Here is a 25,938-nt window from a genome sequence, read left to right as displayed (position 1 = left end):
TTTGAACTGGGGAATAAAGGTTTTGCAGACCTCTGCCTTACCACTTGGCTATGCCGCCGTATAATGGAGCGGAAAACGAGATTCGAACTCGCGACCCTCGCCTTGGCAAGGCGATGCTCTACCACTGAGCTACTTCCGCATATGTGGTGCCTCAGGGCAGAATCGAACTGCCGACACGAGGATTTTCAGTCCTCTGCTCTACCGACTGAGCTACCGAGGCAAATAAATGGCGACCCGGAAGGGACTTGAACCCTCGATCTCCGCCGTGACAGGGCGGCATGTTAACCACTACACCACCGGGCCGAATCATAAATCGCATAATCTATTTTATTAGATATTACGACATATGTCAAGGCTCTTAAAGTTTTAATTATTACCAATTTTGCTTAACGACGTTGTTAATTATAACATATAGTGATTTATTGTCAATAGCTTTTGTCAATTAATTATTGTTAATAATCTTGTCAATAGTCTCCATTACTTGGCTCGCATCAAAAGGTTTAACGATAAAGTCTGAAGCCCCTGCTTTTAATGCCTCAGTAATCACCGCACGCTGCCCGATAGCAGTTACCATAATTATACGAACCAAGGGATTCTCCTCGTGAATAATCTTAACAGCCTCAATACCGTCCATTTTTGGCATTGTTATGTCCATTGTAATTAAGTCAGGCTTAAATTGCCGGAAGAGTTGGACAGCTTGCCTGCCGTCACCTGCCTCAGCAATAACTTCATGACCATTTTCAATTAATATTCTCTTTAACATCATCCGCATAAAAGCAGAATCATCACAAACGAGTATTCGTGCCACCGGCTAGGACTCCCTTCAACATAATCCCGCTTTTATATATAGCTCATAAAAATGATGTGTTGGTCCAACGCCTTGGCCAAGTCTGAAGCCATGTGTAATTGCCATAGTTATGAATTTTTTTGCGGCCGCGACCGCATCGTTTATAGACAAACCTTTGGCCAAACCAGCGGCAATAGCTGAAGAAAATGTGCATCCAGTGCCATGCGTGTGAATAGTATCAATACGTTCGTTGGCAAAGACAATAAACTCTTGTCCGTCATACAACAAATCGCAGGCGTTGCCTACTAAGTGACCGCCTTTTACTACAACATATTGAGCCCCCATATTTTTTATGGCTTCAGCCGCTCTTTTCATATCATTCTGGTCTTCTACCGAGAAACCTACAATTTCGGAAGCCTCATACAAATTAGGCGTCACTACTAGCGACATCGGCAGTAGAACCTTCTTGAGCACATCAACCGCTTCTGGTTTAAGAAGATGGCTGCCGCTTTTTGAAATCATTACTGTGTCTAGTACTATATTTTTAGCAGCATTGCGCTGTAATGATTCAGCTACTGCTTCTATAATATCCGGGCTAGCCAACATACCAATTTTCACTGCATCAACAGTAATATCATCATATACAGCATTAATCTGATCGCGGATTATTTCAGCGTCAAGTTCCCGTATATTTGTAACTCCACAAGTATTTTGCGCCGTTATTGCAGTAATTGCACTCATCCCGAAAACGCCGCAAGCGGAAAATGTTTTAAGATCAGCCTGAATTCCAGCCCCACCACTTGAATCAGAGCCGGCAATAGTTAAAGCAGTTTTCAATTTATTAACCTCCAAACTAGTTAGGATCATACACTGTTATACACTCTAGTGTTTGTACCAGCTTTTCTTTAAGTTTTCCTTCAAGTTCATCTAGTGTTTTTGAGTCAAAATCCGCAATCATTCGAGGCGTACGTTTCACCTTAACTTCACCAAAAAATTCGTCGCGGAAAATATTATAATAGATAATTAAATTACTTTCTGAAACAAAATCACAATAATCCACTAAAATATATGACCCATTAATAACCTTAACGGGTTCGTTTGGGGCGATAAACAACGTAAACTTCCCGATTTTGTCAGGCAGCTGCTGGGCAAAAGGCCATTCAATAATTTTCTTTTCCCGCACAATACAATCTATATTATTAATATTAAAGTAAGCTAAATCCTTCAATGTGCTTTCAAGTTTTTCTTTTAACACCTTTTCAAGAACATCTCGACTGCTAACGATAAATCTTATATCACAAAACTCCGTCAAGCCAATAATGACTCGGGCAATAAATTCTTTGGTCGCCCCATCATATAAAACTGAAAAGTTTCTTTTGTTTTCTTCATTATGGTATCTAAAAATCAGATATTTATTATCTGTTTCTTCGAACTGTTTTTCAAGTATGAATCCGTATAGTTCATGCTTCAATTCATCTATAAAAGTCCATGCTGCTAACTCTTCAATAATCTTTTCCATAGTGTCACTCCCATATAAGATATTCTTTGTTCAGTCATAAAAACCTTCAAGCTAAGTAACCAATTATAGATAAGACGAATATACTGCAATAGTTTCAAAAAGCTTGAGGAGGGATAACATGAAGAGGAGCTATTTATGGGCTAAAATTGCAGTGTTAATGGTCGTGATATTTTTAGTTTCGGCCTGCGGCCAAGGGCCTACTACACAGTCAACAGCGCCGCAGAAAGGACCAGCCTGGGCGTTTAATTTGACTCCGCTTCCACACGAAGTTGTTGTTAATGTAGGCATGAAACAAGTTATTTCTGATGCCGGCATTTTAATCGGTATGGCAAAAGGTTATTATAAGGACCTCGGAATTAAAATTGAGCCAATTCAGTTTAATTCTGGACAAGAAATGATAAACCAACTGGCTGCAGGTCAGCTTGACGTTGGCGCTACAGTAACTGCTTCCGGACTATTTAATGCTATGTCTCGTGACATACCTGTCAAAATTGTTGCTGACAAAGGTATAAACGTAGCCGGCAAAGGCTATTACAGGTTAGTTGTAAGACAAGATTTGGCTGAGACAATTAAAGATTATAAAGATCTACAAGGAAAAAGAATTGCCATTGTAGGAACGGCTTCACTTGATGAGATCGCATTAGTAAGAGTCCTTGAAAAAGGCGGCTTAACTATAAAAGATGTTGATGTACAAGTTATCCGTGCATTTCCTGACATGCTTGTCTCTCTTGGCAACAAGAGCATTGATGCTGCTATGGTAATAGAGCCTTTTGTTACTTTTGGGATCGAGAAAGGCGTTGCTGATCCTTGGAAAGATCCAGCCGAGTACGATCCCGATGCGCAAACCGCATTACTAGTATTTGGAACAAGTATGACTAAGAACCCCGAAGTAGCTAATAGATTTATGACTGCCTATGTAAAATCCCTGCGTGATTATAACGATGCGTTCTTTAAAAACAAAAACAAAAAAGAGATAATAGATATTTTGTGCAAGTTATCAGTTACAAAAGACCCCGGTTTATATGAAAAAATGTTTCCGACTGGCCTAAATCCAGATGGTTATGTAAGAATGAAGGGAATCGAAATGGATTTGGCTTGGTATAAAGAAAATAATCTGCTAAAGTCTAATCTTTCATTAAACGATGTGGTAGATAACCAATACGTCGATTTTGCGCTTAAAACCCTAGGCAAGTATCAATAATTAATCCAGGAGGCAAGCGCATGTTTAAATCAACCAATAATTTTTTAATCAAAATTTTATCAATCCTGTCACCATTGACTCTACTATTAATCTGGGAAATTTTAGCCAAAATGAGCATTATCGACGTTCGACTGCTTTCGAGCCCTTCACTTATTATTCAATCATTTTTCCCATTGTTGTTATCAGGCGAACTACTGTATAACACTTTCGTTAGTGTGCAAAGGGTTATTTGGGGCTTTTTAGTAGGGGCTGTGCCTGGCGTTATACTTGGAATCAGTATGGGTTTATCTCCATTAGTGCGCTCAGCGATTGAACCAATGATCGCTGCAACTTATCCAATTCCAAAATTGGCGCTAATGCCGTTAATCTTGCTGATCTTTGGCCTTGGAGAAACATCTAAAATATTTACAATTGCTATTGGTGTATTTTACTTAGTAGTTATAAACACAATGGCAGGAGTGTTAAGTATCGATAAAATTTATCTCGATGTAGCTAAAAATTTCGGAGCGAGCCGTAAAAACTTCTACCTAACCATTGCTTTACCCGGCGCACTGCCAATGATTTTTGCTGGATTAAAGCTAGGTATGGGCATGGCGTTAATACTAATCGTAGCCGCGGAACTTTCTGCCGCCAAAGCCGGTGTTGGTTGGATGATATGGAGAGCTTACGATATGTTCGATATTGAGCAAATGTTTGTCGCCTTAATAATGCTATCCGTGTTGGGTTATATTTTCTCCTTGCTGCTTGACGCTATCGAGAATTGGGCACTCCCTTGGAAACAACAATGCCGCTAGGAGGTGCATAAATTGGCATATGAAAATGACAGTATAACTATCACCAACGTGAATAAACACTTCTCGACCCCTAGTGGCCAGGTAACTGCGCTTCACGACATAAATCTCTCTATCGGTGACGGCGAATTTTTCTGCATTGTAGGCCCAAGCGGTTGCGGCAAAACAACATTGCTGCGCATCCTTGCAGGTTTAGAGGATGCATCCAACGGTCAAATATCGATTAAATCAACAAATACTGACAGACCGGTTAATTCAATGGTATTCCAAGAGCAGTCCGTCCTCCCCTGGATGACTGTTCGTGATAATGTTGCGTTCGGTCTTCGAATGCGAAATATCCCTAAAAAAACTCGTAATGAAATCGCCGATCATTACATAGAGATGATTGGTCTAAGCAAATTTGCCAACTCATATCCTTGTCAGCTTTCTGGTGGTATGAAACAAAGGGTTAGCGTAGCTCGCGCCTTTGCTAACGATCCGGAAATCTTGTTAATGGATGAGCCATTTGGGGCGCTAGACGAACAGAACCGTATCCTCCTTCAGCAGGAACTGCTACGAATCTGGGAAATGACGAAAAAAACAACAGTCTTTATTACTCATAGTATCGATGAGGCACTCTGCTTGAGTGATCGAGTTATGATTATGACCGCGCATCCAGGTACGGTTAAAATGATTATTGATATCGATCTGCCCCGCCCCCGCGAAATAGCTAGCATACGCACCACCATACACTATAATGAGCTATATAAAAAAATCTGGCTTAGTCTGAGAGAAGAAGTTATTAAAGGTAAAGAAAACGAATTAAATCTATAAAAATAAAGAATGAACATGGCCATTAAATTTGCCATGTTCATTCTTTAAAAACTTTCCTTTAAATTTCGCACGCTAATAAATAAACCCCTCCTACATGAGGTATAAACTCGTTTGGGTTAAGTTCAACGTGTTTAACTTTTTTAAAACCATTCTTAGCGTAAACCTTCAACGCCGTTTCGTTATCTGCCATAACCAGTAAACTAAGCACATTATAGCCAAGCGCTTTGGCTTTTTTCTTGGTAATTGTAATGAGCTCAGTGCCTATCCCAAAACCGCGAAAATCTTCATCAACATAGACTGCACTAAGGTAGTAACTATCTTCTACCCGCGTACAAAAAAAGTCCCTTACTGCATCAAGACGTTCCTTAGGAAAAAATGCCTCCATTTCAGGGTCAATACAATGGAAATTAGCTGGATAAGAACTTACAAGGCCTATAACTTGATTGTCATGCTCAGCGACAGTTATGCTGCTATAGGAATCATATCTTCCACCCTCAGCCAAGAATCCAGCAACTAGTTCAACAGTACTTTGGCCAGGTAATAAGTCATGATATAAAAAATCTAAAATCCCGCCAGCTGTTTTATTTATTCCTTCTGCTAAAACTACACATTCTTCAGCGCGCGCTGTGCGATATAAGACTTCCATGTTGCCTCCTAATGTGATTTCTTTATATATTATGCCCAGATAGCTAAAAAATCCCGAATTTGGCTTCGATTATGCAGAACAAACACCGATATAACGAACATATTTTATAATTTTATTGAATACCAAAATAGCTCCCACATCGTGAGAGCTATTAGCAAATCTACCAACTAATTTAATGGCAGGGGCAGTAGGACTTGAACCCACAACCAACGGTTTTGGAGACCGCTACTCTACCAATTGAGCTATACCCCTGTTTGGAGCGGAAAACGAGATTCGAACTCGCGACCCTCGCCTTGGCAAGGCGAGGCTCTACCACTGAGCTACTTCCGCACAGCAAGAAGACAACCCCCTTGCAGGATACTATTTTATCAGATGATTTAATTTTTTTCAAGCATTATTTTATGTTTCGGCTGCCGCGCTTAGTTACGGGAATGCCTTGAGAACAAAGGGGGCAATTTTCTTGGGAGTAGGTATCTACTTTTAAATGAAGCAACGCTTTAGCCGGCACTCCAAAATCAGCCTTTCCGCCGCTTCTATCAACTAGAATCCCAACACCAACTGGGATGCCTCCATGTTCAATTACAACATCGATGACTTCCTTAACAGAACCTCCGGTTGTTACGATATCCTCTACAACCAGCACACGTTCGCCTGGCTTAATTACAAAACCTCTTCTCAATGTCATTTTACCATTTTCGCGTTCGGTAAAAATTGCCCGTGTCCCTAAGCTTTTACCCACTTCATGGGCAAGCAAAATACCTCCAGTTACAGGCCCTACCACTAATTCCACATTATCATTGGCAAATTTTGCTGCCAGAGCCCCACAAAGCTGGGCGGTATACTCGGGATACTGTAGCACTTGAAATTTTTCTACATATAAGGGGCTATGCAAACCGGAAGTCAATAAAAAATGGCCTTCCAGGATAGCACCAGTCGCCAACAATAATTGTCTTACATCAGATTCAGTCATGATATCGCCCTCATTTCTGTCAAAATACTTTCTACTGCGGCACGCGGATCCTCCGACGCAGTAACAGGGCGCCCTACGACTAAATGCGTAGCGCCTGACATCAAAGCTTGTTTAGGTGTTGAGATACGATTTTGATCGTTCACGGATGAGCCCTCCGGCCTAATGCCCGGTGTAACTATAAGAAATTCCTTACCTAATCCCGCACTTATAGCAGCAGCCTCTCGCGGCGATGCTACAACACCATCTATACCGGATTGTTTAGCTATTTTAGCTAAGTATATGACCTGGTCGTCGATACTAAACTTGGAGTTTAAGGATGCCCACTCCTGCTCGCTAAAACTAGTCAATACTGTTACAGCAATTAGTTTCGGACGGGCTAGTCCCCGCTTATAGGCTTCTTCGCCAACGGCTTCTGCAGCGACTTTCATCATGATTGCGCCGCCAGAGGCATGTACATTAAGCATTGATACGCCTAATCGGGTGAGCGCGGCAGCGCTTTTGGCGACTGTATTTGGTATATCGTACAACTTTAAATCTAAGAATACATTCTTATTTCTTTCACGCAAAAAACTTATTATTTGGCCGCCGGTACTATAAAACAACTCCATACCAACTTTATAATAACTGATACTATCATCTAACTGAACAATAAGTTTTTTTACTTGACTTATTTCTGAATAATCCAAGGCTATTATCAAACGATTATCTGCCACATAGTCACCTCCATACTATTCCGTCTTTAACTTTCCAACAATATCTGTTATATTGTCAATGCTATTTTCACTTAGATATTGCTCAATCCCGTCCGCTATTTCAACTGCAGCACGTGGATTAATGAAATTCGCCGTTCCCACCGAAACTGCGCTTGCACCTGCTAGCAGGAATTCGATTGCATCCTCTGCCGACATAATGCCACCCATTCCAATAACCGGAACCTTTACAGCCGATGCCACTTGCCAAACCATCCTCAGAGCAACCGGCTTGACAGCAGGACCAGATAAGCCACCTACTACGTTACCAAGGATCGGCCGCCAAGTCTTAATATCAATAGCCATTCCCATTAGTGTATTAATTAAAGAGATGGCATCAGCTCCCGCAGATTCAACAGCCTTGGCCATTTCAACGATATCTGTTACATTGGGAGACAACTTAGCTATGACCGGAAGTCTGCTATACCTTTTAACTTGGCTTATCACAGCTGCCGCAGTATGCGGATTGGTACCGAAAGCTATTCCGCCTTGTTTTACATTAGGGCAGGATATATTCACCTCAAGACCGGATAACTTAGGAACGTTAAGTCTTGAGGCCAATTCACCATATTCCTCAACAGTTTTCCCGGCAATATTAACAATTACAGGTGTATCATAGGCGGCCAACTTAGGTAATATTGCGCTGATAAAATTATCAATACCCGGATTCTCTAGGCCAATTGAATTCAACATACCTGCCGGAGTTTCAGCTATTCTAGTACCTTTATTACCAGTACAGGGTAATAAAGTAGTTCCCTTTACAACAATAGCCCCAACTTTGTTTAAATCCAGCAGATCTGCAAATTCCAAACCAAACCCGAAGGTGCCTGAGCCAGTCATTACCGGTGTCTTCATTTGTATACCTGCGATACTAACTCCGATATTTACCATACTACCTCCTTTGCCCAAAACACCGGACCATCAGCACATATCTTTTTGCGCGTTCCGTCAGTTGCTTGGCAAGTGCATGATAGACATGCTCCTAGCCCACAGGCCATGTGCTCTTCAAGAGATACTTGGCAAGGTATGCCGGCGTCTCGAACTTTATCTACTACCCCTTTAAGCATAAGCTTAGGGCCACATGCATACACCATATCAAATTTTTCGGCCAATAATTCTGGCAAAGCATCAATCGTAGTCCCGCGCATCCCTATAGAACCATCATCAGTTGTTAGAACAATCCGCTCACAACTTGCCGTAAAGAACCTCCGCCAAAAAAGCTCAGTTTCAGTCCGCCCGCCTATCAGCACTTGACTTGGGCGGGGATACAACCTCTCAGCCAGAAACAATAGTGGTGCTATACCCATACCGCCCCCAATAAGGAGCGGGCGTTTTCCATTTAATTCGAAACCCCTCCCTAGCGGCCCCAAACAATTCACAACATCGTTTTCTTTTAACTGAGCCATCATTTCAGTCCCACGCCCTACTATCCTATAAAAAATGGTTAGAGCATTGTCTTTTAGGCTTACAGATCCGATACTAAAGGGTCTCCGCAAAAGCGGGTCACTACTCGCTGATACCTTAAGATGCACAAATTGACCTGGTCTAGCCTGCGATACAATATTGGGCGCATAAAGAATAAGTTTCCTTATATTTGGACTTACTTCCATATTAGAGATAACTGCTGTATTTTCCAAGGTTTTAGGCAAGCTCATCCCCCCCGCCAACATAATCCTGGATTGCGAGTGTATAAACAAGGCGACGTTTACGGATAAATGATAGCACATTGCAAACCGCTTGAGCAGTATCCATAGATGTCAGACAGGGAATTGCGTGCTCGACGGTAGCCCGGCGAATCTTATAGCCGTCCCGCTGCGGTTCCCGGCCCATCGTCAAAGTATTAATAACCATATTGATTCGACCGGTCTTTATCAACTTGATAATATCATTTTTATTATCATCGACTTTCTCAACCTTCTCGACCTCTAGACCTAGCTTACTTAGATAATTGGCTGTGCCGGCGGTAGCGACAATCTTAAAACCAAGTTCTTTGAATTGTTTTGCCAATACAGCCGCTTCGGCCTTATCTTTGTCTGCAACAGTAACCAAGACGGTACCATCGGAAGGTATACTTATGCCTGAAGCTATAATAGCCTTATAAAGCGCTCTATCATAATGGTAGTCTATCCCCATGACCTCACCGGTTGATTTCATTTCCGGCCCTAGCGATATATCTACTTGCTGCATCTTGGCGAAAGAGAACACCGGTGCTTTAACAGCTATATACGGTTTTGATGGAACAAGACCAGGCTTATAGCCTAACGCATTAAGCGTTTCGCCCATAGAAACTTTTGTTGCTATGTTAACCATTGGGATATTAGTAACTTTGCTAAGGAAAGGTACTGTCCGGCTGGAACGAGGATTTACTTCAATAACATAAACTGCTTCATTAACTACCACGTACTGAATATTGACAAGCCCCTTTACATTAAGCCCTAACGCCAGACGTTTAGTATAATCAACAATGGTGTCGACAACTACTCTGGAAAGCGACTGAGGAGGATAAACAGCAATACTATCGCCGGAATGAACCCCCGCCCTTTCTATATGCTCCATAATACCGGGGATTACGACATCTTTGCCGTCAGCTATAGCATCTACCTCAACCTCCGTACCTTGCATATAACGGTCAACCAGTACCGGATGCTCAGGCGAAGCTTTTACAGCGCGCTGCATATAGTCCTTTAACTCAGTTTCGTTATAGACTATTTCCATTGCCCTGCCACCTAGAACATATGACGGTCTTACCACTACCGGATAGCCAATTTTTTCAGCTTCAACTACAGCTGCATCAGCGCTGGTAACAGTAGTTCCTTTCGGTCTTGGAATACCCAATTCTTCTAGAAGTTGATCAAATTTCTCCCTGTCTTCGGCATCATCAATACTCTCGACACTGGTACCCATAATTTTAACCCCTGCTTTTGCCAAAGGCCCGGCTAGATTTATAGCAGTTTGTCCGCCAAACTGAACAATAACCCCTTCTGGCTGCTCCTTATCAATTACATTTAAAACATCTTCAATCGTAAGCGGTTCAAAATATAATCTGTCCGAAGTGTCAAAATCAGTGCTGACGGTTTCTGGATTATTGTTGATAATTATCGACTCGAAACCTAAATCTTTTAATGCCCAAACCGAATGCACCGAGCAATAATCGAACTCGATTCCTTGACCGATTCTGATTGGCCCCGACCCAAGCACAAGCACTTTACGACGGTCAGTTACTTCAACCTCGTCCTCCTGCGCATATGTCGAGTAAAAGTAAGGTGTAAGTGCTTCAAATTCAGCAGCACAGGTATCTACCATTTTGTATGAAGGTATAATTTTGTTGTTAGTTCGCAAAACCCTTATCTCGTCAGCCGGCTTACCGCTAAAGCCTGCTATCGTCTTGTCTGTGAAACCAAACCTCTTTGCTGTCCTTAAAAGCTCAACATCCAAATCCTGGACCGCTAAGCTCTGTTCAATTTTTATAATGTTTAGGATTTTGTTCAAGAAAAATAGGTCAATCTTGGTGATTTCGTGGATATCTTCAACACTTATTCCCCGCCGAAGCGCCTCTGCTATAACAAATAACCGTTCGTCATCTGCAAGTTTCAAACTTTCATGTATTTCTTCGGTAGTTTGCTTCGCAAGTTCTTCGATATACAAGTGATTTAAGCCAATTTCCAGTGACCGCACAGCTTTTAGTAAAGCCCCCTCAAAGGTGCGTTCAATTGACATTACTTCGCCGGTAGCTTTCATTTGGGTACCAAGTATTTTATCAGCTAAGACAAATTTATCAAACGGCCAGCGAGGAAACTTGACTACCAGATAATCCAGAGCGGGTTCAAAGCACGCCATTGTTTTTCCGGTAACGGCATTTGTTATCTCATCGAGATGATATCCAATTGCAATCTTAGTCGCTACTTTGGCAATAGGGTAGCCTGTGGCCTTTGACGCCAGCGCGCTTGAACGGCTTACCCTTGGATTTACTTCAATCACGTAGTAACTGTTACTTTTAGGATCAAGCGCATACTGCGCATTACAGCCGCCTTCTATACCTAGCGCTCTGATAATACGTAGCGATGCGCTGCGGAGCATCTGATATTCATAATCAGTAAGTGTTTGAGAAGGGGCTACAACAATACTGTCGCCAGTGTGTATTCCGACCGGGTCGAAATTTTCCATGTTACAAACAGTGATACAGTTGTCGTTAGCATCGCGCATAACCTCATACTCAATTTCTTTCCAGCCGGCGACACTACGTTCAATTAAAACCTGCCCAATCAAACTATATTTTAAGCCGCGCGTTACAACACTTATTAACTCCGCCTCATCATTTACAATACCACCACCAGTTCCGCCTAACGTATAAGCTGGCCGAACTATAAGGGGATAGCCGATTTCATGTGCAAATTTGATTGCACTCTCGACATCTTCAACAATCGTACTCTCCGGGATAGGCTCCCCAATTTCCTTCATTGTTTCCTTAAACAGCTCACGATCTTCAGATTTCTTTATAGCTTCTAACGAAGTCCCTAGTAACTCAACATTATATTTATCTAAGATGCCGCGTTCAGCTATTTCCACGGCTAAATTTAAACCTGCTTGTCCTCCCATCGTCGCTAGCAATCCGTCCGGGCGTTCCTTGGCGATTACTTCTTCCAAAAATTCCGGAGTCAATGGTTCTATATATACACGATCTGCTACGTTAGCATCAGTCATGATAGTTGCCGGATTACTGTTGACCAAAACTACCTCAAGCCCTTCGTCCTTAAGTGCACGGCAAGCTTGCGTACCGGCATAGTCAAACTCTGCAGCCTGGCCGATAACGATAGGTCCTGAGCCAATAACCATTACCTTACGCAAATATTCTTTTTTCGGCACAGCTACTCCCCCTTATTCTTCATCATGGTCATAAACTCTTCAAATAGATAGACGTTATCGTCCGGACCAGGCGCCGCTTCGGGATGATACTGAACTGAAAATATTGGTAGTACTTTATGACGCATGCCTTCGACAGTTCCATCATTTACCGCCCGATGAGTGATACTAATTTCAGCGGTGTTTAGTGAGTCTTCGCTTACCGCATAGCCATGATTTTGCGAAGTGATATGAACCCGCCCCGTCACAAGATTTTTAACTGGCTGGTTAGAGCCACGATGACCAAACTTTAATTTATAGGTATCACCGCCAAGAGCCAAGGCTAATAATTGATGACCTAAGCAGATGCCGAATATAGGTTTTCTACCAATTAACTGTTTTACTGTGGTCAAAATTTCTGGGACATCCTTAGGGTCTCCCGGACCATTAGACAGAAACACGCCATCCGGGTTTAGCTTTTCAATTGCAGCGGCACTAGTATTGCAGGGAACAACAATTAAATCAAAGCCTTGCTTACTCAGCGAGTTTAGGATATTTCTTTTAATCCCAAAGTCCATTACAACTACCCTCGGCCCAATCCCAGGTATATGATAGGTTTCTGAGGTACTTACTTGTTTAACTACATCACTGGCAATATATCCGGTAATTAAGCTCTCAATTTTCTTAGCGTCAGTATAGGCTGGAACTATAACGCCTTTCATTGCTCCGTTAGACCGAATACGCCGAGTCACTGCCCTGGTATCTACGCCATAGATGCAAGGAATATTCTGTGCTTTCAGGTAAGCCTCAAGCGTGTCTTCCAATTGCCAATTTGTTGGTTTTTCACAAAGCTCACTAATAACGAACCCTTTTACATATGAGTTCCTTGATTGATTAAACATTGCAGCAACCCCATAGTTGCCAATAAGAGGATATGTCATCGTCACAATGTGACCGCAGTACGACGGATCGGTCAGGACCTCTTGATAACCAGTCATACCAGTATTAAAAACAACTTCACCCACAGCTAGAGAGTTAGATATTAATTGCCCATGGAATTCACTGCCGTCTTCAAGAATTAATTTTCCGTTCATTCAATCACCTCTCCATTCCTCATAACGATATGTCCACCCACTATTGCTGCCACCGCTTTTCCTTTTAGTTTACAGCCATCGAATGGTGTGTGTTTTCCTTTAGTATAGAATACCGAGCTATCTACTATCCACTCGCAGTCAGGGTCAATGATCGTTATGTCAGCTTTATTTCCAACCTCTAGTGTTCCACCCTCAATCCCCAAAATACGGGCCGGAGCAACAGACATCTTATAAATAATATCCGCAATCGAAAATCTTCCAGTGTGATACAGACTAGTTAGTACAACCCCCAATGAAGTCTCCAACCCTGCAAAGCCGCTTGGCGCAAACCTAAATTCTCGGTCTTTTTCCTCATACGCATGCGGAGCATGGTCAGATGCTATAACATCTATTGTTCCATCTTTTAGTCCTTCAATCAGAGCTTCTCTATGGTCATCTGATCTTAGCGGCGGATTGACCTTATAGGCCGGATTGAAACCACTTACATCTTCATCGGTTAGAGTAATGTGATGGGGCGTTACTTCTGCAGTCACCCTTACCCCCCTCTGTTTCGCTTGGCGAATCAGTTCAACAGCCCCCTTACTGCTGACATGGGCGATATGAATCGGCGAACATGAATATTCGGCAAGCATGATATCACGAGCAACCGCAATATCTTCAGCAACTGAGGGCCTCCCTTTGAGTCCGATACGCGCAGATACGGCGCCTTCGTGCATAAAACCTTCTCCAGCTAAGGCTTCGTCTTCAGCATGTGATATTATTGCTTTATTAAAAATATTCGTATACTCTAGCGCATTTTTTAGCAGTTGAGCATTTTGGACATAATGACCGTCATCAGATATAGCTACTGCACCTGTTAAAATCATATCACCAATTTCGGCCAATTCTTGTCCTTCCTGACCCTTACTTAGTGCGCCGATTACTCTTACATTGACTTTGCCTTCAGCTTGAGCTCTCTGAATTATCCCGGCTACCAGCATAGAGTTATCTACTACTGGTTTAGTATTCGGCATACAGGCAATTGTAGTAAAACCGCCCGCTGCTGCCGCTCTAGTTCCAGACCCAATATCTTCTTTGGCCTCGAGACCCGGTTCTCGCAAATGGACATGCATATCAATTAAACCTGGGGAAATTATCAAGCTCTTAGCATCATACACTTTTGCATCTGTTGACGACAAATTCTTTCCTATCGCTGTAATCAGGCCACTGTCAATTAAAACATCAGCTATATCATCTAGTTTCTGAAGCGGGCTGATTACTCTGCCGCCTTTAAGCAATAGTTTCAATTTGATTACCCCCTATCAATACTTGGAATAGTACAGCCATCCTTACAGCTAAGCCATTTTGAACCTGTTCTTGTATAGCTGAATGCGTACCGTAAGCAATATCCGGTGCTATCTCTAAGCCTCGATTCATAGGGCCCGGGTGCAACAACAGCGCATCCGGCTTGGCTAACGCCAATCGCTTAGCGTTTACGCCAAAAATTCTTGCATACTCACGAGCCGACGGGAATAGACCCGTCTTCTGTCTTTCCAGTTGGATCCGTAAGACGTTAACAACATCAGCCTCATCAATGGCATCTTCTATTTTATAATGAACCTTAACCCCCATTCTTTCGAAATCGCGGGGAATTAGTGTCTGTGGTCCGGCAACATGCACCTCAGCCCCGAGTTTGTTCAGCCCCCAGATATTCGATCTTGCTACACGACTATGCATAATGTCACCGATAATTGCAACTTTTAAGCCTTTTATTTTCTCTTTGTATTGCTGAATGGTAAATATATCAAGTAAACCTTGAGTCGGGTGCTCATGCGCCCCATCACCAGCATTTACAATGGCCGAGTTTACTATTTTAGCCGCGTAATCTGCAGCGCCTTCTGCCTGGTGCCGCATGACAATAATATCCACGCCCATTGCCTCAACAGTAAGTAGGGTGTCACGCAGACTTTCACCTTTAACAAGACTACTCGCAGATGTATTAATATTCACGACGTCGGCTCCTAGATACTTGCCAGCCAATTCAAACGATGTTCTTGTCCGAGTGCTTGGTTCGAAAAAGAGATTAACGATTGATTTTCCACGGAGAGTCGGCGCTTTCTTGATATCCCGGTTGATTATTGCTTTCATTTCCCGCGCGGTTTTTAGAATTGTGTCGATTTCATGTACCGTCATGCTTTCAAGCCCAAGAATATCCTTCTTGTGTTTCATTGCTTTCTTCATCATAGACTCTTCCTCCTATAATTAAATAACTCCTTGCCCCGGGCGGCAAGGAGTTACAGCATGATCAAGCACAAACCGTACCAATCACATCCTTGCCGACCTCACGGGATCAGACTTAAAGGATTTTGTATGAGATATGACCTAGCTGCCTATCCGTCTGCACCTAAGCTTTTAGCAGCCAGGGTACAAATTAATATTTATACAACATTTTGTTATATATATACTAACAAACAGACCAGCTATATGTCAAACATTAGTTTAAACAAAAAGCCTTCTCGCACGCAAAGCCGCAAGAAGGCATAACTATACACCATCGTATATCAATGCTCCTTGCCAGCCTCACGGGACTAGCTTAAAGGTAACTTTTTATACACTATATAGCAATTAGAGCTATTTGTCAACAAAATCCTTTGTTAGCCTTAATAGTTATAATGCATTTATTTCTTAGAAAAATACTTTTTTTAAAAAATAAATAAGCTCCTAGCTGATGCTAAGAGCTGTAATTACAAATGGTGCGGTTGGTGAGATTTGAACTCACACGCCTTGTGGGCGCCACCCCCTCAAGATGGTGCGTCTGCCGATTCCGCCACAACCGCGAATAAAGATATAAAATTGGTGCGGTCGAGAGGACTTGAACCTCCATGAAGTTACCCTCACTAGAACCTGAATCTAGCGCGTCTGCCAATTCCGCCACGACCGCATTACTTATCGTGATCAGCGACATAAATTATATTACCATAATCCCCTAAAACCGTCAAGCAATTTTTATTACTTGGCACTAAAACCCCATTCCCAGGCATTCCATAGATTGCCTGAACACGAAGGGTTTGATTTATAATTTACAACATTCTTTTTTACGGCATCAATGTTTGCTCTGTAATATAATGGAACCACAGGACATTCTCGTTCCATTATTTCTTGTACGCGATAATATATTTGCCTTCTTTTCTCTACATCGATTGTACGTGTGCTAGCCTCGACTAAGCCATCAACCTCGGCGTTGCGCCAGCCGGGATAATTTTGTCCGGTATACCCGTTTGAACTTGTCGGGATTCTTTTAGAATGCCATAAACTATAAATATCAGGCTCAACGCCAAGCACCCAACTATACATGGCTGTCTGGAATTTTCGGGTTTTTAATACGTCTTCAAAAAATAATCCTTGGTCTACTGTACTAACTTCAACCCCAATTCCAACCTCTCGCAACTGATCTGCAATTAATTGAGCAGCGGACTCACGCACTTTGTTTCCTGCTGTAATGGTCAGAGAGAATATTAATTTCTGACCATCTTTTGCGAAGATACCGTCTGAGCCTTGTTTCCAACCAGCTTGAATTAGTAAATCACGAGCCCGGTCTACGTCCCTGGCAGGGTTAGTTGTTTCACTCGCCAGGATGGCTGCATCCTTCAGAATATTATTGACTATACTCCGACGATCAATCGAGTACATAATTGCTTGCCGCACACGAACATCTTGAAATAGCCGGTTATCTAAATTGAAATCTAGATGCTCCCAGACTAGACTCGGTGTTATGTAGACTTGGATTGCATCGATAGCTTTAACTTGGTCCAGTTGGGCCGAATCTATATTATTAACAATATCTAATTCTCCTGCCTTAAGCTGCGATAAAAGGATATTCTGGTCGGGTACAATCTTATAAACAATACTGTCAAGGTTTGGTTTACCTCGGAAGTAAGATGGATTTGCTTCTAATACAATGGCTTCTGCTAAGTGCCATTTTTTAAGTTTAAACGGCCCAGTCCCAATTGGGGCCCTGTTGAAAGCAGACTTGTTTATATCTTCTACACTAGCTAAAATGTGTTTAGGCATTACAAAATTAAAGAGTGTTAAATAAGGTGGGTAGTATTCTTTGAACCTAATTGTAACTGTATATTTATCAGGGGTTTCAATAGCTACTATTTTATTATAACCTTCTCGCTGAAAAACGTTAATTTTAGGATTGGTAATCATTTGCCAGGTGAATTTTACATCCTCCGCAGTAAATGGCGCACCATCATGCCAAGTAACGCCCTGTTTTAATTTGTAAGTAACTACCAGGCCATCTTGACTCACCCCGCCGTTCTGCAGCGTTGGTACCTCAGCTGCTAAATCCGGCAGCCATTCTCCTTTATCATTCATTACAGTTAACCCGCTGAATATTAACATTCCTACTTCTGACACTGTTAATAATTCTGATAAGAGTGGGTTAAGTGTATTTGGTTCATAAAGGCTTCCAAATTTCAATTGACCACCCATCGCAATTTCCTTTGCTTGGCTTGGCATCTTTTCGGTATTTCCGCATCCCGCAACAAAAATGCACAACATCACAAATAAAAGAAGCGGCATTCTACCCAATCTCAACTGTAAGCTCCTCCTTAGCCGTATCGCTACAACTAATCTAGTCAATATTATTGTGAGTAAAGTTCTCGATATTGTTGTTTACTGCGTAAAACTTTACCGACATACTCACGGGTTTCCTGATAGGGTATTTGATTTATATCTCGAAATGACATCGTCCATCCATATTGACGCATCCACTGTTTAACGTTTCCGCGTCCACCATTATAAGCAGCAAGTACCAGAACCTCGTTGTTGTTGAACTCTTTCTTTAAAGAAGCTAAATACCATGTACCAAGACGAATACTCACTTCCGGATCCTCAAGGTAATTCAATGTAAAGTCCTCAAAATCAGTCTGTTCGGCTACCCACTTAGCCGTTTCCGGCATCATCTGCATTAAACCCGTGGCCCCTTTAGGTGATCGAGCTTTACTTACAAATTTACTTTCGGTCCTAATAACCGCTGCTACAAGATATGGATCCAGATTGTTCTTGGCTGAATATTTTGAAACTAGCTCCTGATATGGAAAAGGATAGAGAAATTTTTTTTGAAACCAATCACTGTTATATCCAAGATAAGCACAAACGAATAGAAATAGTAAACCAAATACCAGGACTTTCATCCGGGTCAACTTCCGCAAAATCTATCACTCCAAAATATTACTCCCGATTAACTGTCATGACCCTCTGTTTTAGCCTGGTACAATGCGGCTATAACTTGAGCCTGTGTACTTTCAACGCTGCAATTATTATCAATAACGACATCTGCCAACCTTACTTTATCAGCTAAACTCTTTTGGGCAGCAATCCTGTCCATAGCCTCTTGTCTCGACAAATTATTACGCGCTATTAGACGGGAAAGTTGTGTTTGCTCGTCAACATATACCACCCATATCTCGTCCGCCATTTCATTCCAACCAACTTCAAACAGCAGCGGTACATCAAGTACTACCACACTGTATGCCTTTAGGTTCGCCTCTTCAATTTCCTGAATCACTTTACTTCTTATCCTTGGATGAGTAATTTGCTCTAAGATGATGCGCTTTTTCTTATCATTAAATACAATTTGGCCGAGTTTTCTTCTATCAATAGTACCGTCACTTGAAAGTATCTCTTTGCCAAACTTCTCAACTATCTCCCGCCAAGCCGGTTCCTGAGGTAAAGTTATATCATGAGCAATTTGATCGGTATCAATTATATATGCTCCTTCATTGCGGAGTATGGCACTTACGGTACTTTTCCCGCTTGCAATTCCGCCAGTTAAGCCGATAATACGCATAGCATCCCCCAAAAATATATTATCGTTGGCAATTTGGACAATAATGCGTCCCCCTGCCTGCAACTTCTGTTTTTACTATCGGAGTTCCACACTTTAAACAAGGCTGTGATTTTCGCCCATAAACATAGAGATGGAATTGATGGCTTCCACTTTGGCCGGTTCCGTCGCGGTAGTCACGAAATGTGGTGCCACCGTGCTCAATTCCGTCACAAATGACTTGGTTTATGGCGCAAAATAACCGAGCGGCCTCCTCTGGATTGATACTCGCAGCCGAACGCTCAGGACGTATCCCGGCAATAGCCAAACACTCATCTACATAAATATTCCCCAAACCGCCGATGAATTGCTGATTAAGTAGCAAAGCTTTTATATTGCCCTTGCGCTTTTTTATCCCATTTTTCAAATAGTCAAGCGTAAAATCAGCAGACAGTGGCTCCGGCCCCATATTTGAAAGACCTGCTATTCGCCATAACTCGTCTGACGACATGGCATACAAAGTCCCTAGTGTACGAGAATCGGCATATTGAAGTATCTCATCATTCTCTAAATAAAATACAATCCTAGCGAATCTGTCAAGCTCTACATCAGTATCCGAGTAGAGCAATTGTCCAGTCATCCTGAGATGGACGACAATAATTAGATCGTCTTCCAAGCCAAAAAGCAAATATTTGCCGCGTCTTTTTAAGAACAGAATTTTTTTACCAGTAATAATGGCTTGAAACTTTTCCGCCGTTGGCCATTTAATTAAACGCGGCAACAATACATCAACAAATCTGACCCTCTTTCCTACCACTCTGCCTTCAAGACTGCGTCGGATTGTTTCGACTTCAGGTAATTCCGGCATATTTATCCCCTTCTTATTTAGCTTCTGCCCAATTCTTGCCAAGCTTAATTTCAGCCACCAAAGGCACATCTAACTTAATTGCCTTTTCCATGGTCCGTTTTACAATCTCGGATACAACTTCGACCTCATCATCAGCTACCTCTAAAACAAGTTCATCATGAACCTGCAGTAATATTCTACTTTTAGTTTTTGCCTTTTCAAGCTCATGGTAAACATCAATCATAGCTTTTTTTATTATGTCGGCTGCTGTCCCTTGTATCGGTGTATTCATCGCTGTACGCTCGGCAAAGGAGCGTTTATTAAAATTACTGCTGTTAATATCAGGCAAATAGCGTCGTCTGCCTAACATTGTTGTAACAAAACCTTGCTTACGCGCGCTAGCGACTACATTATTTATAAAGTTTTTGACTCCGCTATATTTTTCAAAATAACTATCGATATATTGTCCGGCTTCACTTCGGCTTACTCCAATATCTCGTGATAACCCATAGTCGCTGATGCCGTATACAATGCCAAAATTAACTGCTTTGGCTCGCGAACGCATTTCGGGTGTAACCTCTGTTAGCGGAACACCAAAAACTTTAGACGCCGTCCGAGTGTGAACATCTTCATTCTCTTTAAACGCTTCAATTAGAGTTGGATCACCCGACATATGTGCCAGAACTCTAAGTTCTATCTGCGAATAATCAGCCGACATTATATATTTAAATTCTTTTCCAGGAATAAATAACTCCCGGATTCGTCGACCAATATCTGTCCGAATTGGAATATTTTGCAGATTGGGTTCCGAGCTACTGAGCCGTCCTGTAGCAGTCACTGTCTGATTGAAGTGGCTATGAATTCTTAAACTTTCCGTATTTATTAATGGTCTTAGCCCATCAAGATAAGTTGATTTCAATTTAGTCAGCATCCGGTATTCTAACAGCTTATCAATAATCGGATGATGACCAGCTAGTTTTTCGAGTACTTCAGCATCGGTGGAATAACCAGTTTTGGTTTTCTTAATTATTGGCAGTTTCAATTTATCAAACAGCACTACCCCTAGCTGCTTAGTAGAATTTACATTAAACTGCTCTCCGGCAGTTATATATATATCCTCTAACAGTCTCTCAATTCTCCGCGAAATCTCCATATTCATGAAATCTAGATATGGGGTATCTACTTTTATCCCAGCGTTCTCGATTGCAGCCAGTACCTCTACTAGCGGCATTTCTATCTCATAAAACAATTTACTAAGCTCGGTTTCGATTAGTAAGCTAGAAAGTATTGGATATAACTCGTAAATAGATTTACATGCCCAAGCGGCATAGTCTAAAGTTGATTCAAAGCTAGTTTCGGTAAAATTGGTATACTTCCCAGTATAGTCGGAATTTAACGACGTCAGAGGATATTCTGCTGCCGTAGGATCAAGAAGATAGGCGGCCAATAATACGTCGAAGAAATTCCCCGCAACTTTTCTGCTCATTTTGTTGCAAGCAGCATAAATAGCCTTTGAGTCATAGGTTACTTTTTGGATGCCCGGAACAGACAAAAGCTCAATAAGTTTGTCCCAACCAGGGTTTTCACAAGAAATATAAACCGCATCACCATGACTAATAACAGCCATACCCTTTAAATTTACGGCAGGCACCTTACCCTGCAAAACAGGGTAAAAAATCAGCTTTTTTAATTGATGTGCCTCAGCAATAATATCTTCTACCGCTTCAATGCCTGTAATGATATTAGCTGCCGGCGCCTGACTTTCTACTAAAGCAGCTTGCGGCTTGATTTCGTCGACAAAAATATTTCCAATTCTCGCCATTAAGCTTTTAAATTCAAATTTAAGCAGAAACTCGTTAACCCTGTCACGCACAGGGTTAAACGAAAAGTCGTTAACTGCGAAATCGAGGTCCATATCGCAAACAATGGTCGCAAGTTGTTTGGATAAAATTGCAATATCCGTATTGTTGCGTATATTTTCTTGAACCTTTTTCCCTGATACTTTATCAACATTATTCAATAAGTTTTCAATTGAGCCAAATTGACTTATCAGCTTAGTAGCAGTTTTTTCACCAATGCCGGGAACTCCCGGAATATTATCGGAACTGTCACCCATAAGCCCTTTGAGATCTATTAACTGTCTCGGCAAAATACCGTACTTTGTCTGAAACGCTTTTTCATTAAACAGCTCCATCTCCGAAATGCCTTTTTTCGTGAGCATGACCTTAGTGTTTGGGCCAATTAATTGGAGCGCATCACGGTCGCCAGTGACAATAATAACGTCTAAGTTCTGCGCAGCTGCTTTGCTTGCTAGGGTACCGATAATATCATCGGCTTCAAAGCCTTCTTTTTCAATAACCGTAATACCAAAGGCTTTGAGCAGTTCCTTGACCAGAGGGAACTGTTCCACCAGTTCACTGGGAGTTGCCTTTCGGTTTGCTTTATATTCGCTGTACTTATAGTTTCGAAAGGTTATCTTGCCTTTATCAAAAGCAACAACAATAGAATCCGGTTTTACATCTTGAACTAACTTGACAAGCATTGTAGCAAAACCATAAACAGCATTAGTATATTGACCACTTGCTGTACTCAATAGAGGCAGCGCGTAAAAAGCCCGATGGGTTAAACTGCTGCCATCAATAATCACAAATGTATGGGACATGAGCCCATCACCCTCTATCTTTTTTTTATCAATCTAATAATATTTGCTATATTACCCTAAATCCCTTTATAGTTTCTAAATAAGTAGCTATTTTAATGTAAACAATGCTGAAAAATAACCTCTGCCGACTTGTAGGGGCAGAGGTATTTTAAAAATTCTATTGTTTAAACGGATAGGTTATCTCGATTTTACACTCTTGCTGATTCCAATATACAAAGGCGTTATAGTATTCATTGATCTGAGTTATCTTAATATATGGCTGACTATCGATCAAGCCGTAGGGTAACGAGCGGTTCTTCATTAACAATAATTTCTTATCTGCATTCCAAACTGTTTTTTGACCAAGCGCTTGACCTAATTGGACTGCAGGTAGAGCCAAAACTCCGTCCAGAACTTGAACTTCGCATGTAATAAGTTTATTGTTTACAAAAACCTCCAACATATTTATCGCAAGACAATTATCGTCGGAATTAATAAGCTGCTGGCCACCAAATAGAACATGAAGATCGTTAGCTGAAACGTATAATACATCGCCCTTAACCACACTTTGAACATCTCTGTTTTTGTAGCGAACAATATTAACTTCCTCATCCCATATAATATTTTGATTTAAAGCCCCCGCTACTGCCCAAACCGGTACATATAGTTGGTTGCCGCTCTGTACGGCGAATTCATTAAGATACTTGTTATTAACCTTCAATTTTACTATGCGTGCAACAGGTATCTGTTGATCAGCTTCCTGCTCGATTAGATCGTCGATGAATGTTTCACTAACAAAGCCAGCCAAACCACAGTCCTCCAACTTGCCATATATTTCAGCAGCAGTCACTTCTCCGTATCCATAAATATCGGGATAGATACCAACTGATACCTGCCCACTTCTATCAATTCGCACCATCGCTCTATCATACGTGACTTTGACCGGTGTTCCATAGTCTACAATGTTGAACAATTCCTGAGCATCTTCTTCATACATCCTAACACACCCGTTGGATACCGCTAACCCAATAGCCCATGGAGCGTTAGTGCCATGAATGCCATAAAGCGGCAAAAACCCCATCCAACGGTGTCCAAGCGGATTATCAGGTCCGGGAGGGATAACATACCCCTTCCTGGGCGGCATCCACACCGGATCAACTTCCTTATTAATGATTGAAAAATTTCCGATTGGTGTAGGCGTGGATGGCTTGCCAATAGCTATTGGATATTCCTTAATAAAATCATTTACCGAGTACAAATCTAACGTCCTGCTAGGTAAATTAATAATGATTCTTGGCGATGAAATATCGGCGCATTCTCCGTAAACAGGCAGTACCAGCAGCAATAAAAATAAAGCAGTATAGACTGCTCTCTGAAAAGTCAACACCGGCATCCCTTCCTCATAGTAAATTCCAACATTACACCTATATGAGGGATTCCAAGTGATTATGCATTCTATACTGCCTTCATTCTATTCTATTGAAGGTTAAGAATTTGTTGATGTACTATAGATAGATGATTTAATCTTCCATCAATAATTGGCATATAAATACTAACCTTTGTCCCGCCTTGGTCGTCAGAGCTGATATTGATAAAACCGCCATGTTCAGAAACAATCCGGTGCGCGATTGGCAAACCCAGCCCCATGCGATCTAATTTAGTAGTATAAAATGGTTCAAATATCCTGGGCAATATTTCTGTAGCTACACCAGCACCAGTATCAGTAATAGCAATCACTATCATATTTAAGTCAGAATTAAGCCATGTTTTTAGCGTAAGAACCCCTTCGTCCGGCATAGCCTCAACTGCATTTTGCATAATGTTTACAATTGCTTGTTCGATTAGATTTGCATCAGCATTAATGCAAGGAAGTGAATCAGCCAACTGTTTATTGATTGCGACCTTTTCGCCACCCAATTCTTTAAAAGTTAAAAGCAGCGCTTGCTCCAGCAAACGATTGATGTTGACGCCAGGCGTCTTTTTTACAGGCGGTTTTGCAAAGAGCACCAATTCTTTAACAACTTCGTTGATATAAGAAACTTCGCCCAACATCATTTCCAGTAAATCTCGTCGCACTGTATATTGATCATCCTTGAGGCGGCCCAACATAACCTGAAGATAACCGCTGATTGTTGTAAGCGGGGTGCGAACATGGTGTGCTACGCCTGCTGCCAATTCTCCAAGCGACATAAGCATTTGTGTAGTCTGAATCTGCTTAATTGCGGCGCGAACCGCGGATACATCCTGCATAATGACAATCATACCGCTGACACTGCCCGAAGAATCAAGTAATTTAAGAGTATCAACATGTAAATATAATACTTGGTCCTTAATATTAATTTTAAGGCTAGTAGTGTAAATGTCATCGTATTCTGATAAAGTAAAGATTCGCAGAAATTTGTGCCCGTAGTGCTCAAACACATTATCAGCGCGTTTACCTAAGACCTTTGATCGGTCTACTCCGCAGATTCTCTCTGCCTCACGATTGAGGTTTTTTATTCTAAGTGAGCTATCTAAGCAAATAATTCCATTTGTTGTAGATTCAAAATACTCATTATAATCATCATCTTTAGCCAAGTATACGACTTTATTGTTAAGAGCACCGGCTGCGTACATATTTGCCAACTCCTTTATGTGTGTCGTTTAATTTCCGTGTTAGAAACATTCTTGTAAATATTTGTATTTCCTGCAAAAATAGTACAATTACTTTTCGTAAAAAAGCGACAAGTTGCTACTAAAAACACGAACAATTGTCGAAAAATACCCACAATAAATCCCAACTACTTATCGAACTGCTATAAACAAATCCCAAGTTCGACATAATCCCTTAAAATATTTATGGGTTAATTTGCAGAACAAATTATCATTTGGCAATATTTTACATATATTTCTTGTATTTACATATTTTTACAGTAAATGGTTGTTAGGATGCTAATGAAATTTCAAATATGCATTATAAATCCGGCTTGTACCGAGCTTTAGTGAAAGCGTACGCCGCTAGTTGCTTCGCTAAAATGATATGCACGCCAAGCACTAGGCAAGCAGCTAATAGGGCAATAAACTAGTGTCGGCAGAATTTATAATTTATAAATTCTGGTAGACTAAAAAATGACCGGCTGATCCGGTCATTTAAACTAATCTCCGATATATTTCTGATAAAAATAGTCAGGATTAATTTCCTGCGGTACAACCGCATGGAACCGTAGCCACTCCTGACCATTTTCCATTT

General features: G+C 41.5%; 21 protein-coding genes, 7 tRNA genes and 1 pseudogene. 3 read left to right on the top strand and 26 right to left on the bottom strand.

Features of this window, described 5'->3' with window-relative positions:
* Positions 1–64 precede the first annotated feature (64 nt).
* The 6 genes and pseudogenes from GX348_07900 to GX348_07875 form a co-directional block, all read right to left on the bottom strand.
* Positions 65–139, bottom strand: a tRNA-Gly gene (locus GX348_07900).
* Between the two features lie 5 nt (positions 140–144).
* A tRNA-Phe gene (locus GX348_07895) sits at positions 145–220 on the bottom strand.
* 7 nt (positions 221–227) lie between these two features.
* Positions 228–303, bottom strand: a tRNA-Asp gene (locus GX348_07890).
* Positions 304–442: 139 nt separating this feature from the next.
* Positions 443–808 carry a response regulator gene (locus GX348_07885; GenBank protein NLP42100.1) on the bottom strand — a complete coding sequence of 122 codons (366 nt, stop codon included), beginning with the start codon at positions 806–808 and terminating at the stop codon, positions 443–445.
* A 15-nt stretch (positions 809–823) separates the two neighbouring features.
* On the bottom strand, positions 824–1,624 hold the full coding sequence (thiD, locus tag GX348_07880) for a bifunctional hydroxymethylpyrimidine kinase/phosphomethylpyrimidine kinase (protein NLP42099.1): 801 nt from the start codon (positions 1,622–1,624) through the stop codon (positions 824–826).
* A 79-nt stretch (positions 1,625–1,703) separates the two neighbouring features.
* Positions 1,704–2,306, bottom strand: a pseudogene (locus GX348_07875) (hypothetical protein).
* Between the two features lie 118 nt (positions 2,307–2,424).
* On the opposite strand from GX348_07875, the gene GX348_07870 reads away from it, so the two are divergent.
* The 3 genes from GX348_07870 to GX348_07860 are packed head-to-tail and all read left to right on the top strand — an operon-like array spanning position 2,425 to position 5,111.
* Complete coding sequence (locus GX348_07870; GenBank protein NLP42098.1) at positions 2,425–3,507, top strand: ABC transporter substrate-binding protein; 1,083 nt, start codon at positions 2,425–2,427, stop codon at positions 3,505–3,507.
* Between the two features lie 20 nt (positions 3,508–3,527).
* Entirely contained in the window at positions 3,528–4,301 is a 774-nt protein-coding gene (locus GX348_07865) for an ABC transporter permease (GenBank protein NLP42097.1), read from the top strand.
* Positions 4,302–4,313: 12 nt separating this feature from the next.
* Positions 4,314–5,111 (top strand): ABC transporter ATP-binding protein, encoded by a 798-nt coding sequence (locus GX348_07860; GenBank protein NLP42096.1) that lies wholly within the window; start codon positions 4,314–4,316, stop codon positions 5,109–5,111.
* A gap of 58 nt (positions 5,112–5,169) precedes the next feature.
* Here the strand turns inward: GX348_07860 and GX348_07855 are convergent, their stop codons facing one another.
* The 20 genes from GX348_07855 to GX348_07760 all read right to left on the bottom strand — a co-directional run bounded on the left by GX348_07855 (position 5,170) and on the right by GX348_07760 (position 25,325).
* The gene (locus tag GX348_07855; protein NLP42095.1) at positions 5,170–5,757 is read right to left on the bottom strand and encodes a GNAT family N-acetyltransferase; all 588 of its coding nucleotides are present in this window, start codon (positions 5,755–5,757) and stop codon (positions 5,170–5,172) included.
* Between the two features lie 176 nt (positions 5,758–5,933).
* Positions 5,934–6,009 (bottom strand) — tRNA-Trp (locus GX348_07850).
* A gap of 3 nt (positions 6,010–6,012) precedes the next feature.
* Positions 6,013–6,087: transfer RNA gene (locus GX348_07845), tRNA-Gly, on the bottom strand.
* Positions 6,088–6,151: 64 nt separating this feature from the next.
* A complete protein-coding gene (locus tag GX348_07840; protein ID NLP42094.1) occupies positions 6,152–6,727 on the bottom strand; it encodes an orotate phosphoribosyltransferase in 576 nt (191 codons plus the stop codon).
* Entirely contained in the window at positions 6,724–7,440 is a 717-nt protein-coding gene (pyrF, locus tag GX348_07835; protein NLP42093.1) for an orotidine-5'-phosphate decarboxylase, read from the bottom strand. The genes GX348_07840 and pyrF overlap by 4 nt, the downstream gene beginning before the upstream one ends.
* Before the next feature lie 15 nt (positions 7,441–7,455).
* On the bottom strand, positions 7,456–8,367 hold the full coding sequence (locus tag GX348_07830) for a dihydroorotate dehydrogenase (protein ID NLP42092.1): 912 nt from the start codon (positions 8,365–8,367) through the stop codon (positions 7,456–7,458).
* Positions 8,361–9,131 carry a dihydroorotate dehydrogenase electron transfer subunit gene (locus GX348_07825; GenBank protein ID NLP42091.1) on the bottom strand — a complete coding sequence of 257 codons (771 nt, stop codon included), beginning with the start codon at positions 9,129–9,131 and terminating at the stop codon, positions 8,361–8,363. Before GX348_07825 ends, GX348_07830 begins: the two co-directional genes overlap by 7 nt.
* Entirely contained in the window at positions 9,118–12,339 is a 3,222-nt protein-coding gene (gene carB / locus GX348_07820; protein NLP42090.1) for a carbamoyl-phosphate synthase large subunit, read from the bottom strand. Before carB ends, GX348_07825 begins: the two co-directional genes overlap by 14 nt.
* A 2-nt stretch (positions 12,340–12,341) precedes the next feature.
* Positions 12,342–13,409, bottom strand: coding sequence for a glutamine-hydrolyzing carbamoyl-phosphate synthase small subunit (gene carA / locus GX348_07815; protein NLP42089.1), 1,068 nt, complete (start codon positions 13,407–13,409; stop codon positions 12,342–12,344).
* A complete protein-coding gene (locus GX348_07810; protein NLP42088.1) occupies positions 13,406–14,695 on the bottom strand; it encodes a dihydroorotase in 1,290 nt (429 codons plus the stop codon). The genes carA and GX348_07810 overlap by 4 nt, the downstream gene beginning before the upstream one ends.
* Complete coding sequence (locus GX348_07805) at positions 14,679–15,632, bottom strand: aspartate carbamoyltransferase catalytic subunit (protein ID NLP42087.1); 954 nt, start codon at positions 15,630–15,632, stop codon at positions 14,679–14,681. The genes GX348_07810 and GX348_07805 overlap by 17 nt, the downstream gene beginning before the upstream one ends.
* Before the next feature lie 507 nt (positions 15,633–16,139).
* Positions 16,140–16,225 (bottom strand) — tRNA-Leu (locus GX348_07800).
* Positions 16,226–16,242: 17 nt separating this feature from the next.
* Positions 16,243–16,329: transfer RNA gene (locus tag GX348_07795), tRNA-Leu, on the bottom strand.
* 68 nt (positions 16,330–16,397) lie between these two features.
* The gene (locus GX348_07790) at positions 16,398–18,038 is read right to left on the bottom strand and encodes a peptide ABC transporter substrate-binding protein (protein NLP42086.1); all 1,641 of its coding nucleotides are present in this window, start codon (positions 18,036–18,038) and stop codon (positions 16,398–16,400) included.
* A complete protein-coding gene (locus GX348_07785; protein NLP42085.1) occupies positions 18,038–18,607 on the bottom strand; it encodes a lytic transglycosylase domain-containing protein in 570 nt (189 codons plus the stop codon). The genes GX348_07790 and GX348_07785 overlap by 1 nt, the downstream gene beginning before the upstream one ends.
* A gap of 29 nt (positions 18,608–18,636) precedes the next feature.
* Positions 18,637–19,245: a dephospho-CoA kinase gene (locus GX348_07780; protein ID NLP42084.1), complete on the bottom strand. Its 609-nt coding sequence runs from the start codon at positions 19,243–19,245 to the stop codon at positions 18,637–18,639.
* 19 nt (positions 19,246–19,264) lie between these two features.
* Positions 19,265–20,089 (bottom strand): DNA-formamidopyrimidine glycosylase, encoded by an 825-nt coding sequence (mutM, locus tag GX348_07775; protein NLP42083.1) that lies wholly within the window; start codon positions 20,087–20,089, stop codon positions 19,265–19,267.
* Positions 20,090–20,102: 13 nt separating this feature from the next.
* Positions 20,103–22,730 (bottom strand): DNA polymerase I, encoded by a 2,628-nt coding sequence (polA, locus tag GX348_07770; GenBank protein NLP42082.1) that lies wholly within the window; start codon positions 22,728–22,730, stop codon positions 20,103–20,105.
* A gap of 157 nt (positions 22,731–22,887) precedes the next feature.
* Entirely contained in the window at positions 22,888–24,102 is a 1,215-nt protein-coding gene (locus GX348_07765) for a L,D-transpeptidase family protein (protein ID NLP42081.1), read from the bottom strand.
* A gap of 83 nt (positions 24,103–24,185) precedes the next feature.
* Positions 24,186–25,325 (bottom strand): PAS domain S-box protein, encoded by a 1,140-nt coding sequence (locus tag GX348_07760; protein ID NLP42080.1) that lies wholly within the window; start codon positions 25,323–25,325, stop codon positions 24,186–24,188.
* Positions 25,326–25,938 lie beyond the last annotated feature (613 nt).

This window comes from Veillonellaceae bacterium (assembly GCA_012523975.1).
Taxonomy (GTDB): Bacteria; Bacillota; Negativicutes; order JAAYSF01; family JAAYSF01; genus JAAYSF01.
Note: the sequence above shows the minus strand (reverse complement) of the source record. Positions and strands in the feature narration are given on the sequence as shown.

Bases quoted from the DNA above. Each gene is read 5' to 3' on its own strand.
- GX348_07805 (NLP42087.1), bottom strand. From the start codon at position 15,632: ATGATGAAGAAAGCAATGAAACACAAGAAGGATATTCTTGGGCTTGAA.
- GX348_07760 (NLP42080.1), bottom strand. From the start codon at position 25,325: ATGTACGCAGCCGGTGCTCTTAACAATAAAGTCGTATACTTGGCTAAA.
- GX348_07865 (NLP42097.1), top strand. From the start codon at position 3,528: ATGTTTAAATCAACCAATAATTTTTTAATCAAAATTTTATCAATCCTG.
- GX348_07780 (NLP42084.1), bottom strand. From the start codon at position 19,245: ATGCGTATTATCGGCTTAACTGGCGGAATTGCAAGCGGGAAAAGTACC.
- GX348_07830 (NLP42092.1), bottom strand. From the start codon at position 8,367: ATGGTAAATATCGGAGTTAGTATCGCAGGTATACAAATGAAGACACCG.
- GX348_07765 (NLP42081.1), bottom strand. From the start codon at position 24,102: ATGCCGGTGTTGACTTTTCAGAGAGCAGTCTATACTGCTTTATTTTTA.
- carA (NLP42089.1), bottom strand. From the start codon at position 13,409: ATGAACGGAAAATTAATTCTTGAAGACGGCAGTGAATTCCATGGGCAA.
- polA (NLP42082.1), bottom strand. From the start codon at position 22,730: ATGTCCCATACATTTGTGATTATTGATGGCAGCAGTTTAACCCATCGG.
- mutM (NLP42083.1), bottom strand. From the start codon at position 20,089: ATGCCGGAATTACCTGAAGTCGAAACAATCCGACGCAGTCTTGAAGGC.
- GX348_07840 (NLP42094.1), bottom strand. From the start codon at position 6,727: ATGACTGAATCTGATGTAAGACAATTATTGTTGGCGACTGGTGCTATC.
- GX348_07825 (NLP42091.1), bottom strand. From the start codon at position 9,131: ATGAGCTTGCCTAAAACCTTGGAAAATACAGCAGTTATCTCTAATATG.
- GX348_07870 (NLP42098.1), top strand. From the start codon at position 2,425: ATGAAGAGGAGCTATTTATGGGCTAAAATTGCAGTGTTAATGGTCGTG.
- GX348_07855 (NLP42095.1), bottom strand. From the start codon at position 5,757: ATGGAAGTCTTATATCGCACAGCGCGCGCTGAAGAATGTGTAGTTTTA.